The sequence below is a fragment of the Streptomyces niger genome, assembly GCF_000718305.1.
Classification (GTDB): Bacteria; Actinomycetota; Actinomycetes; order Streptomycetales; family Streptomycetaceae; genus Streptomyces; species Streptomyces niger.
On record NZ_JOFQ01000037.1, the window covers coordinates 1 to 15,641 of the forward strand.

General features: G+C 74.2%; 10 protein-coding genes and 1 pseudogene. 6 read left to right on the top strand and 5 right to left on the bottom strand.

Annotated elements, in window-relative coordinates; genetic code table 11:
* The 4 genes and pseudogenes from IF20_RS38695 to dusB all read right to left on the bottom strand — a co-directional run.
* The coding region (locus IF20_RS38695; protein WP_199896696.1) for an alcohol dehydrogenase catalytic domain-containing protein at positions 1-165 on the bottom strand (165 nt) is incomplete at its 3' end.
* A 118-nt stretch (positions 166-283) separates the two neighbouring features.
* Complete coding sequence (locus IF20_RS35500) at positions 284-1,192, bottom strand: LysR family transcriptional regulator (RefSeq protein ID WP_052869577.1); 909 nt, start codon at positions 1,190-1,192, stop codon at positions 284-286.
* A 276-nt stretch (positions 1,193-1,468) separates the two neighbouring features.
* Positions 1,469-1,765, bottom strand: a pseudogene (locus IF20_RS35505) (UTRA domain-containing protein); the annotation flags it as partial.
* Between the two features lie 185 nt (positions 1,766-1,950).
* On the bottom strand, positions 1,951-3,090 hold the full coding sequence (gene dusB / locus IF20_RS35510; RefSeq protein WP_052869578.1) for a tRNA dihydrouridine synthase DusB: 1,140 nt from the start codon (positions 3,088-3,090) through the stop codon (positions 1,951-1,953).
* Between the two features lie 170 nt (positions 3,091-3,260).
* Between dusB and IF20_RS35515 the strand changes: the two genes are divergently transcribed.
* Positions 3,261-4,727, top strand: coding sequence for an MFS transporter (locus tag IF20_RS35515; protein WP_052869579.1), 1,467 nt, complete (start codon positions 3,261-3,263; stop codon positions 4,725-4,727).
* Positions 4,728-4,847: 120 nt separating this feature from the next.
* On the opposite strand, the gene IF20_RS35520 is transcribed toward IF20_RS35515, so the two are convergent.
* A complete protein-coding gene (locus IF20_RS35520) occupies positions 4,848-5,753 on the bottom strand; it encodes a helix-turn-helix transcriptional regulator (RefSeq protein ID WP_052869580.1) in 906 nt (301 codons plus the stop codon).
* A 100-nt stretch (positions 5,754-5,853) separates the two neighbouring features.
* On the opposite strand from IF20_RS35520, the gene IF20_RS35525 reads away from it, so the two are divergent.
* The 5 genes from IF20_RS35525 to IF20_RS35545 all read left to right on the top strand — a co-directional run bounded on the left by IF20_RS35525 (position 5,854) and on the right by IF20_RS35545 (position 15,635).
* Positions 5,854-7,332 (top strand): MFS transporter, encoded by a 1,479-nt coding sequence (locus IF20_RS35525; protein WP_052869581.1) that lies wholly within the window; start codon positions 5,854-5,856, stop codon positions 7,330-7,332.
* A 105-nt stretch (positions 7,333-7,437) separates the two neighbouring features.
* Complete coding sequence (locus tag IF20_RS35530) at positions 7,438-8,442, top strand: aldo/keto reductase (RefSeq protein WP_052869582.1); 1,005 nt, start codon at positions 7,438-7,440, stop codon at positions 8,440-8,442.
* Between the two features lie 87 nt (positions 8,443-8,529).
* On the top strand, positions 8,530-9,159 hold the full coding sequence (locus IF20_RS35535) for a TetR family transcriptional regulator (RefSeq protein WP_052869583.1): 630 nt from the start codon (positions 8,530-8,532) through the stop codon (positions 9,157-9,159).
* Positions 9,160-9,459: 300 nt separating this feature from the next.
* Entirely contained in the window at positions 9,460-10,071 is a 612-nt protein-coding gene (locus IF20_RS35540; RefSeq protein ID WP_052869584.1) for an EF-hand domain-containing protein, read from the top strand.
* Between the two features lie 116 nt (positions 10,072-10,187).
* The gene (locus tag IF20_RS35545) at positions 10,188-15,635 is read left to right on the top strand and encodes a type I polyketide synthase (protein ID WP_052869585.1); all 5,448 of its coding nucleotides are present in this window, start codon (positions 10,188-10,190) and stop codon (positions 15,633-15,635) included.
* Positions 15,636-15,641 lie beyond the last annotated feature (6 nt).

Below are 15,641 nucleotides of genomic sequence, written 5' to 3' on the forward strand. Positions count from 1 at the left end.
ATCACTGATACCACCCTGCTTGTAATGCAGGTCCGTATGACACACCCCGCACGCCTGCACCCGCACCACGGCCTCACCCGGACCCGGATCCGGCACCACAATCGTCTCCACCCGCACCGGCTCACCCTTCCCCGATGCGATGACTCCGCGTACTTCCTGCGCCATGGGAGCAGCCTTTCGCCATGTCGGTTCGCGGGGCGGTGCCCTGTCCTGCCCGCCCCCGCGTCCACCCTGGCGTTCCGGCCCTATGGCGTCCAACATCCAATGCTGATCGGATTCATCACTACTTGTGCTCAATCGCGGTCAGGCTCTCCAGGAGGGCCTGGGCCGCCGGTGAGAGGCGTCCGCTGCGGGGTACGGCGATGCCCACGCTCCACACCGTGTCGGCGGCGAGCGGCACGGCGGCGAGGCCGCGTGCCTGGTCCTTGTGGGTCACCGGGCGGGGCACCACCGCGACGCCCAGACCCCGTGCGACCAGGTCGAGGAGCGTGTAGACGTCGTTGACCTCCATGGCCACCGTGCGGCGCGTGCCCGAGGCGGCGAACAGCGCGTCGGCGGCCCGCCGTGCGCCCCAGTCGCGATGCAGGTCGACGAAGACCTCGCCGGCCAGCGCCTGCGCGGAGAGCGGCTCGCCGCCGTACGTGGTGAGCGGTTCACCGCTGAAGACGAGCGGGTGGTCCGGGCGGCAGAGCAGCATCATCGGCTCGGCCGCCAACGGGCGGATGCGCACGCCCTCTTCGTGCCCTTCGTAGACGACGAACGCCAGGTCCAGGGTGCCGCGGCGGACCTCCTCCAGCAGATGCGCGGACCCGGACTGGACCATGTGGACCTCGACGCCGGGATGACGTCCGCGCAGGTCGGCCAGGAGCGATACCGGGTCGACGATGCCCATGCACTGCTCGGTGCCGACCGCGAGCGTGCCGGTGAACAGGCCGCGTACGGCGGCGACCGCCTCCCGGGCCGCCGCCGCGCCCGCCAGCGTGCGGCGCGCCTCGACCAGGAACGCCCGTCCGGCGGCGGTGAGTTGCACGCGGCGGGTGGTGCGGGTGAAGAGGTCGGCACCCAGCTCCCGTTCCAGCGCCCGCACCGAAGCGGACAGGCCGGACTGGGCGATGTGCAGCCGTTCCGCGGCGCGCGTGAAGTGCTGCTCCTCGGAGACGGCGACGAAGTGTTCCAGGTGCCTGAGTTCCACGATTAAGCACTTTAAATGCTGGGACCGGCCTGCGATACGGGTCGGACGCACCTTCCGCGCGAGGCCGCACGAGACGTGCTCGCGGGAGCGTACGGCACGTCCGCCTGGTGACGGAACACCCCGCTCACCCTCTTGCGCCGCACCCCCACCCGAGGATCGAGTTCGAGCCCGAACGAACCGCTGCCGCACTCGTTCCGACCCGCCCCGAAAGCTCACCCGACCGCCTTCGACAGCGCCATCGTCCACGACACGCGCTGACCGGCGCCCCGACGCCCGTCACTCCGGCGTGAACTCGTACCGCAGCTCGTAGAGATGGCTGGCCTTGACCATGACGGTGACCTCGATGGGGAGGTCACCGTCGCTGTACACGGTGCGCAACGTACGGAGGACCGGCAGATCGCCCGGGAGCCGCAGGAGCGTGTACTGCTCCTGCGTGGGCACGCGAGCGGAGACGCTGTCGACACTGAGACGCGGCGGGAACCCCGCCTCGGCAAGCAGCGCAGGTGTACCACCCTTGATCTTGCGACGCTCCGTCATGGCCGTGCCGCGCGCGATACCGAGCGGGTAGTACGACACGCCTTCGAGAAGCCGCCGTGCCCGAACAGCCCCGGAAGCCCGTCTCCCGCCGCCGGCTGCTCGACGCGGCCGGCGGCCGACACGCTCGCCGGCGGAATCGCAGCGCCGGGCTCAGCCCCTGCCGCGTCGGCAGCAGGTATCGCTGCGGCGAAAGCAGCCACGGCCCCGGGTCTCAGCAGCCCTCAGCCACCCGACGTGTCCAGTTCCGCGTCCGCGCCGACGCCGGCGCAGTCGTACGGGTCGTCCAGCCAGCCGTCCGGGAGGACGACCCGGTCGCGGCCGGAGGTGCGGCCGCGCGGGCCGTCGGCGCCGGCCGGCCAGGGCTGGTCGAGGTCCAGCGCGGAGAGGTGGTCGGCCAGCTCGGCGAGCGAGGAGGAGACGGCGAGCTTGCGGCGCATCTCGGAGCCGACCGAGAAGCCCTTGGTGTACCAGGCCACGTGCTTGCGGAAGTCGATCACGCCGCGCGCCTCGTCGCCCAGCCACTCGCCGAGGAGGGTGGCGTGCCGGACCATGACGTCGGCGACCTCCTTCATGGTCGGCCGCGCGTAGTCCTCCTCGCGGCCCTCGAAGGCGGCCACCAGGTCGCCGAAGAGCCAGGGGCGGCCCAGGCAGCCGCGGCCCACGACGACGCCGTCGCAGCCGGTCGCGCGCATCATCCGCTTGGCGTCGTCGGCGGACCAGATGTCGCCGTTGCCGAGCACGGGGATCTCACTGATCGCGCCGACGTGCTCCTTCAGGCGGGCGATGGTGTCCCAGTCGGCGGTGCCGCTGTAGTGCTGGGCCGCGGTGCGGCCGTGCAGCGCGACGGCCGTGATGCCCTCCTCGACCGCGATCCGCCCGGCATCGAGGTAGGTGAGGTGGTCGTCGTCGATGCCCTTGCGCATCTTGATCGTGACCGGCAGCGAGCCGGCGTTGCCGACCGCCGCGCGCAGGATCGAGCGCAGCAGGTTGCGCTTGTACGGGAGGGCCGAGCCGCCGCCCTTGCGGGTCACCTTCGGGACGGGGCAGCCGAAGTTCAGGTCGATGTGGTCGGCCAGGTCCTCTTCCGCGATCATGCGGACGGCCTTGCCGACGGTGTCGGGGTCGACGCCGTACAGCTGGATCGAGCGCGGCTTCTCGGTCGCGTCGAAGTGGATCAGCTGCATGGTCTTCTCGTTGCGCTCGACCAGCGCCCGCGTGGTGATCATCTCGCTGACGAAGAGGCCCTTGCCGCCCGAGAACTCCCGGCACAGGGTCCGGAAGGGCGCGTTGGTGATCCCGGCCATCGGCGCGAGGACCACCGGGGGCTGCACAGTGTGCGGGCCGATCTGCAGCGACGACATACGGAGTGGGTTCCTTCGACGGGTACGGATGCGACGTACGGGGGCGGGTGCGGCCTCCCATTGTCCCGCACGTGGCGGGTGCGCCGTACGGGCGCTCCCCGGTGCCGGGCGCGGGCCGTGCCGCCGGGCTCCCGGGAGCCCGTCCCGGCTACTCGTTGTAACGTTCAAGTATGCCCGAGCTCACCCACCGGCGACGGATGCTGGTGCTGGCGATCTGCTGCATGAGCCTGCTGATCGTCAGCCTGGACAACACCGTCCTGAACGTCGCCCTGCCCTCCCTCCGCCAGGACCTGCACGCCTCCGTGTCCGGCATGCAGTGGACGATCGACGCCTACACCCTCGTCCTCGCGTCGCTGCTGATGCTGGCCGGTTCGACCGCCGACCGGCTCGGCCGCCGCCGGGTCTTCCAGGCCGGACTGATCGTCTTCACCCTGGGGTCGCTGCTGTGCAGCCTGGCGCCGAGCCTGCCGTGGCTGGTGGCGTTCCGGATGGTGCAGGCGGTGGGCGGCTCGATGCTCAACCCCGTGGCGATGTCGATCATCACCAACACCTTCACCGAGCCGCGCGAGCGGGCCCGCGCGATCGGCGTGTGGGGCGGCGTGGTCGGGCTCAGCATGGCCGCGGGGCCGGTGGTCGGCGGGCTGCTGGTGGAGGCCGTGGACTGGCGGGCGATCTTCTGGATCAACGTCCCCATCGGGCTGCTCGCGCTCTTCCTGACCATGCGCTACGTCCCGCACTCCCGGGCGCCCCACCCGCGCCGCCCCGACCCCGTGGGCCAGCTGCTGGTCATCCTGCTGCTCGGCTCCCTGACGTACGCGATCATCGAGGCGCCCGAGTCGGGCTGGGGCTCGCCGCTGATCATGAGCTGCACCGCGCTGGCCGTGCTGTCCCTCGTCGGGCTGATCGGCTACGAGCGGCGGCGCACCGAACCGCTGATCGAGCTGCGCTTCTTCCGCAGCGCGCCGTTCAGCGGCGCGACCGTGATCGCCGTGAGCGCGTTCGCGGCGCTCGGCGGCTTCCTCTTCGTCAACACCCTCTACCTCCAGGACGTCCGCGGCCTCTCGGCACTGCACGCGGGCCTGTACATGCTGCCGATGGCGGCGATGACGCTGGTCTTCGCGCCGCTGTCGGGGCGGCTGGTGGGCGCCCGCGGGCCGCGCCTGCCGCTGCTGCTGGCCGGTACGGGCATGGTGGTCAGCGGCGTCCTCTTCGCGGGCTTCGAGGCGGAGGGCAGCACGCCCCTGCTCTTCACCGGTTACGTGCTCTTCGGCATCGGCTTCGGCCTGGTCAACGCGCCGATCACGAACACCGCGGTGTCCGGGATGCCGCGTGCGCAGGCCGGAGTCGCGGCGGCGGTCGCCTCCACCAGCCGCCAGGTGGGCCAGTCGCTGGGCGTGGCCGTGATCGGGGCCGTGCTGGCGAGCGGCGGCGCCGCTGCCGCCGCCTCCGAGGGGTTCGCCGAGGCGAGCCGGCCGGCCTGGTGGGTGATCACCGGCTGCGGCGTGGCCGTGCTCCTCGTCGGCGCCCTCACCAGCGGCCGGTGGGCCCGCGAGACGGCCCGCCGCGCCGCCCGGCAGCTCGAAGGCGACCCGGCCCCGGCGGACGGCGCGCCCACCGGCAGCCGCCAGGGCGGCTGACCCGGCTGGTCCGGTTCCCCTGCCTCCCCGGCTGACCCGACTGATCCGGCTGATTCGGCTGATCCGGCTAGTCCGGGCCCCCTGCCTCCCCGGCTGACCCGGCTCAGCCGGGAAGGCCGCTCAGCCGGGAAGGCCGTTCGCCCGGTTCCGGGCGGCCTCCGCCGCCACCGCCAGTTCCTGGAGCCGCTCCAGCCGCTCCCGCGAGGTCTCGTCCTGCGGGGCGTACACCGTCACCCGGAAGCCCTCCCGGTCGCCGAGGTAGAGCGGGGTGTTGGTCACCCGCACCACGCCCACCTGCGCGTTGTGGAAGGTCTTGGTCTTCGCTCGGGCGCACAGCACCTCGTGCCGGTCCCAGATCTCCCGGAACTCCGGCGACGCCCGCTGCAACCGCTTGAGCAGCGCCTTCCACGCCGGCTCCGCGACGTGCTCGGCCATCGCGGCGCGGAAGCGCGCGGTCATCTGCCCCAGCGTCTTCTCCAGGTCGGGGACGGCCGCCCGCCACTCCGGGTGCATGAAGGTGAGCCACAGGCAGTTGCGGTCCTGCGGCTCCAGCGCGTCGAGGTCGGTCAGCAGCCGCCCGTACGTGCGGTTGTACGCGAGGATGTCGTAGCGGCGGTTCTGCACGCAGGCCGCGAACGGCTCCAGCTGCTCCAGCACCTGCCGCAGCTCCGGCGAGACCACCGCGCACTCGCCGCCGGGTGCCGGGTCGGCGGTGCCGGCCAGCGCGAAGAGGTGCGCGCGTTCGCTGGCGTCCATCAGCAGCGCCCGCGCGACCGCGTCCAGCACCTGCGCCGAGACGTGGATGTCCCGGGCCTGTTCGAGCCAGGTGTACCAGGTGACGCCGACCGCGGCGAGCTGCGCGACCTCCTCGCGGCGCAGCCCCGGGGTGCGCCGGCGCGCGCCGCGCGGCAGGCCGACCCGCTCGGGCGGGATGCGCTCGCGGCGGCTGCGCAGGAACGCGGCCAGTTCGTCGCGGCGGACGTCGGCGGCGCTGCGGGCGGGCGCGGGGGCTGCGGTGACGCTCATGGTTCCAGCGTGGCGCACGGCGGAGCCGGTTGCCAGGTAGTGCTGGTACCAGGATGACCACACTCTGGTACCCGGCTGAGCGCTGCCGGATCGTCGCAGTGTGAGCACCACGACGACACCCGAACCGACCACTCCGGGCCTGCCGGCGCCGGATCCGACGACACCGGCGGCGGCCGCGGCGGAGCAGGCGGCGCCGGCCGCCCGGCTGACCGCGCTCGGCCTGGCCACCCTGCTGCTGGGCGCCGCGCTGCCCATGACCGACTTCTTCATCGTGAACGTCGCCCTGCCGTCCATCGGCCGGGATTTGCGGGCCGGACCCGCGGTCCTGGAGATGGTCGCGGCGGCGTACGCCATGGCGTACGCGGTGCTGCTCGTCCTCGGCGGGCGGCTCGGCGACACCTACGGCCGGCGGCGGCTGTTCCTGTGGGGCGCGGCGGCCTTCGGCGTGACCTCGCTGGCCTGCGGGCTGGCGCCGGACGCCTGGTCGCTGGTGGCGGCGCGCGCGGCGCAGGGCGCGGCGTCCGCGGTGATGCTCCCGCAGGTGCTGGCCACCATCCACGCCACCACCTCCGGCGGGCGGCGCGGCCGGGCGCTCGGCCTGTACGGCGCGACGGGCGGCGTCGCCGGGGTGGCCGGGCAGCTGCTCGGCGGCCTGCTGGTCTCCGCCGACCTGCTGGGTACCGGCTGGCGCGCGATCTTCCTGGTGAACGTGCCGGTGGTGGCGGCGATCCTGCTGCTGGGCCGGTTCTCGGTGCCGGACAGCCGGGCGGTGCGGCCGGCCCGCAGCGACCGGGCCGGTACGGCGCTGTTCGCGCTCGCACTGGTCGCGCTGCTGCTGCCGCTGACCGAGGGCCGGGCGGCCGGCGGTCCGCTGTGGTCGTGGCTGCTGCTGGCCGCCGCACCCGTGCTGGCCTGGGCGTTCTACGTGGTCGAGCGGCGGGCCGAGCGCGGTGGCGGGGCGCCGCTGCTGCCGCCGTCGCTGCTGCGTGAGCCGGGGCTGCGGCGCGGGCTCGCGGTGGCGGTCCCGCTGTTCGCCGGGTTCGGCGGCTTCATGTTCGTGATCGCGGTCGCGCTCCAGCAGGGGCTGGGGCTGTCGCCCGTGCCGGCGGGCGCCGCGGTGGTGCCGATGAGCGTGACGTACCTGGTCACGTCCGTCTGGGGGCCGCGCCTCGCGCCGCGGCTGGGCAGCCGGGTGCTGACGGCCGGCGCGGTGGCGCACGCGGTGGGGCTGGCCCTGCTCGCGGCGACCGTGCTCGCCGGCTGGCCGGACCTGAACCCCGTCTCGCTGGCTCCCACGATGGCCGTCATCGGCGCCGGGCAGGGCTTCCAGCTCCCGACGTACTTCCGGGTGATGCTGGCGGCCGTGCCGCCGGAGCGGGCGGGCGCGGGCAGCGGTCTCTCGGTCACCGCGCAGCAGACCTGCCTGGCGCTCGGCGTCGCGACGATCGGCTCGGTGTTCCTGGGCCTCGTCCCGTCGGCCGGCGTGCGGAACGCGCTGCTCGTCGCGCTCGCCGTCCAGTTCGTGGGCCTGCTGGCCATGACGGGCCTGTCCTTGCGGCTGCCCCGGGCCCTGTCCTGAAGCCGACCGCCGCCCGGGCCGCCGTCCGGGCCACCGTGCGGCCGTATCCGACACGGACAAATGACAAGTATTGAAATCTGTCAGCTGTCATGCGACCGTGGATACATGCAGACGCGTACTCTCGGCACCACCGGCCCCCAGACCTCCGCCCTCGGCCTCGGCTGCATGGGCATGTCCGCGCTCTACGGAGACGCCGACCGCACCGAGTCCCTCGCCACCGTCCACGCGGCGCTGGACGCCGGGATCACCCTCCTGGACACCGGCGACTTCTACGGCATGGGCCACAACGAACTGCTCCTCAACGAAGCGCTGCGCACCGCCCCGCCGGCCGCCCGCGAAAACGCCCTGATCAGCGTCAAGTTCGGCGCCCTGCGGACGGTCGAGGGCGCGTTCAACGGCTACGACGGCCGGCCGGCCGCCGTGAAGAACTTCGCCGCGTACTCCCTCCAGCGCCTCGGCACCGACCACATCGACGTCTACCGCATCGCCCGCCTGGACCCGGACGTACCGATCGAGGAGACCGTCGGCGCCATCGCCGAGCTGATCGAGGCGGGGCACGTCCGCCACGTCGGCCTGTCCGAGGTCGGCGCGGAGACGCTGCGCCGGGCGGCGGCCGTGGCCCCCGTCTCCGACCTCCAGATCGAGTACTCCCTCATCTCGCGCGACATCGAGGAGGAGATCCTGCCCACGGCGCGCGAGCTGGGCATCGGGATCACCGCGTACGGCGTCCTCTCCCGCGGCCTGATCAGCGGGCACTTCAGCCGGGACCGCCGGCTCGCCGCGAACGACTTCCGCGGCCTGAGCCCGCGCTTCCAGGGCGCCAACCTCGACCACAACCTCGGCCTGGTCGAGGCGTTGCGCGGCATCGCCGACCGGAAGGGCGTCTCGGTCGCGCAGATCGCCATCGCCTGGGTGCTCGGCCGCGGCGAGGACATCGTCCCGCTGATCGGCGCCCGCACCCGCGAGCGGCTGACCGAGGCGCTCGGCGCGCTGGACGTCACACTGGACGCCGACGACCTGGCCGCCATCGAGCAGGCGGTACCGGCCGGCGCCGCGGCCGGCGACCGCTACCCGGCGAACCAGATGGCGCATCTGGACAGCGAGCGCTGACCCCGGCCGGCGGCGCGCGGGGCGTCGGATACCGTCCGTACGACGGCCCCGCCCGCCGCCCGACGACCAGGAAGGCCCGACCGCCCCATGCCGCCCGAGCCGCTGACCCGCGAACGCATCCTCCAGGCCACCGAGGAGGTGCTGCGCCGGCACGGCCAGGCCAAGGCCACGGTGGTCGACGTGGCGCGGATGCTGGGCGTCAGCCACGGCAGCGTCTACCGGCACTTCCCCACGAAGGCGGCGCTGCGCGAGGCGGTCACCGGGCGCTGGCTGGACCGTACGACCGGCGCGCTCTCCGACATCGCGCAGGACCCGGCCGCCCCGGCCGCCGAGCGGCTGACGCGGTGGCTGGACGCGCTCTTCGCGGCGAAGCGGCGGAAGGCGGGCGAGGACCCCGAGCTGTTCGCGACGTACCTGGTCCTGACCTCCGAGGCCGCCGAGGTGGTGGACGCGCACATCGCCGTACTGGTCGGACAGCTCACCCGGATCGTCGCGGACGGAATGGCGGCGGGCACGTTCACGCCCGGCGAGGACGCCGCGACCACCGCGCGCGCCGTCTTCGACGCCACCACCCGCTTTCACGACCCGTGCCACGCCGGGGAATGGCAGCACCCGGAAATCGAAGGGCAGTTCGCGGTGGTACGTGAACTCGTCCTTCGCGGGTTGTGCGCCCCGGCGCGGAATGCCGCGCCCTGGCCGAATGCGGCGGCGGAATAGTTCAATCGGTCAAGCAGGCCAGAGATTCACGCATCGCGTTCACCGCTGGCCGGACCGGCGGAACACTCCGTACCGCCACCACGCACGCCACGCGTTCGAATTCGCATTCCGCCTTTCCCGTTCCGCACCCACTGCACTTCTTGTTAATGGCTGCGCGGACCACTTAACTTGATCCCGCCGCAGCCCGATTCCGGCACTCGGCCGGGAAATCATCCGCGCCCATGATGCATCGACCGGACTTCGTGCTGCCGGCGCACGTTTCATGCCCCCAACTCCAACTTCGAGAAAAGGTGGTGTGCGATGCCGACTCCGCAGGACGTCCCCGCGAAGGATTTCCTCAACCGAAAGATCGACGTGTGCTTCAAGCACGGCGACCAGGACGGCGACGGCGTGATGACGGTGCGCGACATCTACGCGCTCGCCGTCCGGATCGTCGCCGAACTGGGCGAACCGCTCGACTCGCCGAAGTCGCAGGCGCTGCTCGCGGCGTTCGAGGGCTTCTGGCAGGACGTGAAGCAGGCCATGGACATCGACCGCGACGGCGTCATCACCCCGCTGGAGTGGCGTACCGCCCTGACCGAGTTCGCGCAGGAGCCCAAGAAGTTCGAGGGCGACTTCAACCCGCTGGCCAAGGCGCTGTTCGACCTGTGCGACAAGGACGGCAACGGCAAGGTCACCCAGCGGGAGTTCGCGCGGTTCCAGAAGGCTTTCGGGACCACGTCGGAGAACAGCGAGCGGGCGTTCCGCGAGCTCGACCGCAACGGCAACGGCTACCTCTCGGTCGACGAACTCACCGAGGCGTGGCGCGAGTACTACACGAGCGCCGACCCGAACGCCCGTGGCAACTGGCTCTACGGTGACATCTTCCAGCAGTCCATCTGGGAAGACGGCAAGGCGGCAGTGAAGGCCTGATCCGGCCGCGTGCAGGCCTGATCCAGCCGGAAAGACCCCTGGCGCGGGGATTTCCCTCCCCGCCCGGGGGTCTTTTCACCCGCGGTTTTCCTTTCGACCGGACAGGGAGACTCCTCGTGGCCACGTCCCTCGAACCCATCGCCGTCATCGGAACGGGCTGCCGTTTCGCCGCCGGCATCGACTCACCCGAAGCACTGTGGGAATTCCTCAACGAGCGGCGGGACGCGGTACGGGAAATCCCGCCGGAGCGCTGGTCGCCGTACAAGGGGAACGGAAGCGACGCGGCCGTGGTCAGAAACACGACGGCCCGCGGCGCCTACCTGGCCGACATCGCCGGCTTCGACGCGGAATTCTTCGGGATATCCCCGCGCGAGGCACAGCTGATGGACCCGCAACAGCGGCTGTGCCTGGAGGTGGCGTGGGAAGCCCTGGAACGCGCCGGCCTGCCGCCGCACACCCTGGCCGGCACCGACACCGGCGTCTTCATCGGCATCGGCAGCGACGACTACGGGCGCCGCCTGCTGGAGGACCTGCCGGGCATCGAGGCATGGACCGGCATCGGCGCCGCCCTGTGCGGCACCCCCAACCGGCTCTCGCACGCGCTCGACCTGCGCGGCCCGAGCATCGCCGTCGACACCGCCTGCTCGTCCTCGCTGGTCGCGGTCCACCAGGCGTGCCAGGCGCTGCGGACGGACGGGATCCCGCTCGCGCTGGCCGGCGGCGTCAGCCTGATCGCCGCCCCCGGACTCGCCGTCGTCCTGGACGCCGCGGGCGCGGTGGCCAAGGACGGCCGCTCGAAGGCGTTCGACGCCGCCGCCGACGGTTACGGGCGCGGCGAGGGGTGCGCCGTACTCGTCCTGAAACGGCTGGCCGACGCGGAGCGGGACGGCGACCACGTGCACGCGGTGATCGTGGGCAGCGCCGTGCACCAGGACGGCCGCACCGAAGGCATCATGGCCCCGAGCCGCGCCGCCCAGGAGCACCTGCTCCGTACCGCGTACCGCGTCGCCGGGATCGCCCCCGTCACCGTCGACTACGTGGAGGCGCACGGGACGGGCACCCCGGTCGGCGACCCGGCCGAGGCGGGGGCGCTCGCCGCGGTGCTCGGCGCGGGGCGGCCACCGCACCGCCGCTGCCTGATCGGCTCGCTCAAGCCCCACATCGGCCACCTGGAGGCCGCGGCGGGGGCGGCCGGCCTCCTGAAGGCCGTGCTCGCCGTCGAACGCGGCAAGATCCCGCCGACGTTGACGACGGACGGCCCCAACCCGGCCATCCCCTGGGCGGACTCGGGCCTGACGCTCGTCACCGGGCCGACCGTCTGGCCCGCCACCGGCGACCGCCCTCGCCGCGCGGGCGTGGCCAGTTACGGCTACGGCGGCACCATCGCGCACGCCGTGCTCCAGTCGGCCCCACGCCGCACGGCCCCATCGGAGGGCACCCGGGAAGCGGCCTTCTCGGGCAGCCGTCAGAAAACCGCCTTACCGGGCAGCCGCCGGGAAGGGACCCACGGCACGGCGGACGCCGTACTGCGCCCGCTGTCCCCGCTCTTCCCGCTGTCCGGCGCCACCGAAGCCGGCCTGCGGGCCACCGCCGGCCGGCTCGCCACGTGGCTGGACGCCCACCCGGACCCCGCCGGCCTCGCCGCTGTCGGCCGGACGCTCGCCCACCACCGGACCCACCTGCCCGTACGCGCCGTCGTCCGGGCCACGAGCCCCGGCACACTGGCCACCCACCTGCGCGCGCTGGCCGAAGGGCGTACCGACCACGAGACCGTGACGGGCCGCGCCACGCGCCCGGCCGCCGACCCCGCCGACCCGGTGTGGGTCTTCTCCGGGCACGGCGCGCAGTGGTCCGGCATGGGCCGCGGCCTGCTCGCGGACGAGCCCGCGTTCGCCGCCGCGCTGGACCGGCTGGACCCGGTGTTCCGCGAGGAGGCCGGATACTCCCCCCGCGACCTGCTGCTGGCCGGTGACGTCTCCGCCGCCGACCGGGTCCAGACGCTGACGTACGCCGTCCAGACCGGCCTCGCCGCCGTCTGGCGGTCCTACGGGGTACGGCCCGCCGCGGTCATCGGCCACTCGGTCGGCGAGTTCGCCGCCGCGGTCGCCGCGGGCGCGCTCACCGAGGCGGACGGCGCCCGCCTGGTCTGCCGCCGCTCGCTGCTGCTGCGGCCGCTCGCCGGTACGGGCGCGATGGCGCTGACCGGCCTGGGCTTCGAGGAGGCGGCGGCGCGCCTCGCCGGCCATCCCCTGCTGGCCGCCGCGGTACAGGCCGCGCCGGGCTCGACCGTGGTGTCCGGCGAGGCCGCCGCGGTGCGCCGGGTCACCGCACGCTGGGCGGCAGAAGGCGTCCCCGTTCGCCCGGTCGCCTCCGACCTGCCCTTCCACAGCCCGCTCATGGGCCCGCTGCGCGCCGAACTCGTCACGGCGCTCAAGGACATCGAGCCGGCGCCCGGCACCGCCGTGCCGCTCTACACCACCGCGCTGCCCGACCCGCGCGACCGCGCCCCGCGCGACGCCGAGTACTGGGCGGCCAACCTGTGCGGCCCGGTCCGGTTCGCCCAGGCGGTGGCGGCCGCCGTGGCGGACGGGCACCGCGCCTTCCTGGAGCTGTCCGCGCACCCGATCGTGACCCACTCCATCGAGGAGACCCTCGCGGACGCGGGCGTACGCGACACCTGCGTCGCCCACTCCGTGCGCCGCCGGTCCCACGAGCGGGCCACCGTGCGGGAGAACCTCGCCGCGCTGCACTGCCACGGCGTACGCCTCGACTGGTCCGCGCTGCACCGGCCCGCAGGACCGCGCGCCGAACTGCCCACCTACGCGTGGCAGCACCGCCGCCACTGGGCGGACCCGTCCCCCGCGCGTGCCGCGTCGGGCGCGGGCCACGACCCGGCCTCGCACACCCTCCTGGGCGACCGGCTGACCGTGGACGGCACGTCCCGCGCGCACGTCTGGCGCACCCGCCTGGATCACGCGAACCGGCCCTACCCCGGCGGCCACGCCGTGGCCGGCACCGAGATCGTCCCGGCGGCGGTGCTCCTGCACACCCTGCTGTCGGCGGCGGTGCTCACCGACGCGCGGCCCGCGCTGCGGGACGTGGCCCTGCGGGTGCCGGTCTCCACCGGCGTCACCCGGGACGTCCAGGTCGTCTGCCAGGACGGGGCGCTGCGCCTCTCCTCCCGTACCGCCGACCGCACGACCGACATCACCGCCACGACCGCCACGACCGACACCACCGCCACGACCGGCACCACCGCCACAAGTGCGGCGCGTCCCGAGGACGGCTGGCTCACCCACACCACGGCGTTCGTCGCCGCCCAGGAACCGGGCGGACATCCGGCCGAGGTAGCGGATGCGCAGGACGCGACGCCCGGCGCGGCCGGCGAGCCCTGCGACCCCGAGTTCGTCGTGACCACCCTCGCCGCCCTCGGCGTGGCATCCATGGGATTCCCCTGGCGTATACGTGAACTCCGGCGCGCGGAAGGGGCGTTGACGGCCTCCGTGGCAGTCGGGGCGGAGGGCGCGGACTCCTGGGCGCCCGTGCTGGACGCCGCGCTGTCCGCGGCCTCGCTCTGCTTCCCGGGGCCGCCCACCCTGCGCATGCCCGCCCGTATCGGCTCCGCCGTCCTCCTCGCCGGACGCGCGGCCCCGCCCGCGGAGACGCTGATCCACATCCGTCGCGACCCGGCGGCGGGCGACAGCGTGGACGTGGACATCGCCGACGCGGACGGCGTCCCGGCCGCGCGCCTGCGGGGCGTGCGCTTCGGCAGCCCCGAGCCCGACCCCGGCACCGCCGGCAGCCCCGCCGCGCTCCTCCACGACGTGGTGTGGCGCCCGTACGCGCCGGACGCGGCACGGGAGACCCCGCTGCGCCGCGTCGTCCTCGTCGGCGGCGACCGGGCCCTGGCGGCGGCCCTCGCCCCGCACCTCGACCGCGCGGACATCAGCCTGACCACCGTTCACGCCGCCGACCTCGCCTCCTCGAAGGGCGGCTCCCTGCGGCGCGGCCTCTCGCCCGCCGACGCGGTGGTCGTGGCCCCCTCGCCGCTGCCCCCGCCCGCCACCGTCGCCGAGGCCGCGGCACACCACACCGCCTCAGCGGTCCGGGTGGCCCGGCTCCTGAGCACGGCAGGCGCGGGCCGGCCGCCGGCACTGTGGTGGCTCACCCGCGGCGTCGGCCGCGCGCACACCGCCGCCGGACTGGCCCAGGCGCCCCTGTGGGGGCTGGGCCCGGTCGTCGCCGGCGAGCACCCGGAACTGGGCAGCACCACCGTCGACCTGCCCGGGGAACCGGCCGCAGCCGACCTCGCCGCCCTGACCCGCCTGTTGCGGTCCGCCTGCGACGAGGACGTCATCGCCGTCAGCGGCGGCGTGCCGACCACCGCGCGGCTGGCGCCCTCGACCGGGCTGCGGCCGGGTTCGGGACCCGTGTGCCGGGCCGACGGCACCTACCTGGTGACCGGCGGGCTCGGCGCGCTCGGCCTGCACGTGGCCCAGTGGCTCGCCGACCGCGGGGCGCGCCGCCTCGTCCTCACCGGCCGCAGCCCGCTGCCGCCCCGCACGGCCTGGGACGCGCCGCACGACCCCGCGACGGCCCGCCGCATCGAGACCCTCCGCGCCCTGGAGGCCGCCGGGGTCACCGTGCGCGCCCTCGCCGCCGACATCGCCGACCACGACCGCATCGCGCGCCTGCTGGCGCCCGACGCGCTGGGCCTGCCGCCCGTACGCGGCGTGGTGCACGCGGCGGGCGTCGCGGACAACGCGCTCCTGCGGGACCTGGACGAGGAGACGGTCCGGGCGGTGCTGCGCCCGAAGGTGGACGGCGCCCTCGTGCTGGACCGGCTGTTCCCGCCCGGCAGCGTGGACTTCTTCGTGCTGTTCTCCTCGGCCGGGCAGCTGCTGCGCATGCCGGGCCAGGCCGCGTACGCCGCCGCCAACGCCTTCCTCGACGCGCTGGCCCGGCACCGCAGGGCCGGCGGGCACCAGGACACGCTGGCGCCGGCCTGGACGAGCTGGCGCGGCCTGGGCCTCTCGACGTCCGCCGCCACCATCGACGCCGAACTGCGCGCCCGCGGCACGGCGGACATCACCGCCGCCCAGGCCCTGCGCGCCTGGGACAGTGCGGGGTCCCCGGCGGACGGCCGACGCGCCGTCCTCCGCGTCCTGCCCACCACCCCCGGCAGCCAACGGCCGCCCCTGTTACGTGAGTTGACGCCCGACGCGACGTCCGTCGAAGCACCGGAGGGGGCCGGTGCCTGGCGGGAGCTGACCGGGGCGACGCTCCGGGACCACCTGCTGACGGAGGTGCGGCAGGCCGCAGCGGAGACCCTGCGTACCGAACCCGAGGCGGTGGACCCGCATCGGCCGCTCGCGGAAGCGGGCCTGGACTCGCTGCTCTCGGTCACCCTCCGCGGCGCCCTCCAGGAGCGGCTGGGTGTCGCCCTCCCCGCGGCCCTCCTGTGGAACCGGCCCACCGTCACCGAGATCGCCGGCCACCTCGCCGAGCTGTCCGCACGCCCCCAGGGCCCCGCAGCGCCCTCCACCGGCACCAGCAAGCAGTGAGCGAAG

Coding starts and splice junctions, on each gene's coding strand:
- IF20_RS35535 (WP_052869583.1), top strand. CDS start 8,530: ATGCCGCCCGAGCCGCTGACCCGCGAACGCATCCTCCAGGCCACCGAG.
- IF20_RS35520 (WP_052869580.1), bottom strand. CDS start 5,753: ATGAGCGTCACCGCAGCCCCCGCGCCCGCCCGCAGCGCCGCCGACGTC.
- IF20_RS35540 (WP_052869584.1), top strand. CDS start 9,460: ATGCCGACTCCGCAGGACGTCCCCGCGAAGGATTTCCTCAACCGAAAG.
- dusB (WP_052869578.1), bottom strand. CDS start 3,090: ATGTCGTCGCTGCAGATCGGCCCGCACACTGTGCAGCCCCCGGTGGTC.
- IF20_RS35515 (WP_052869579.1), top strand. CDS start 3,261: ATGCCCGAGCTCACCCACCGGCGACGGATGCTGGTGCTGGCGATCTGC.
- IF20_RS35530 (WP_052869582.1), top strand. CDS start 7,438: ATGCAGACGCGTACTCTCGGCACCACCGGCCCCCAGACCTCCGCCCTC.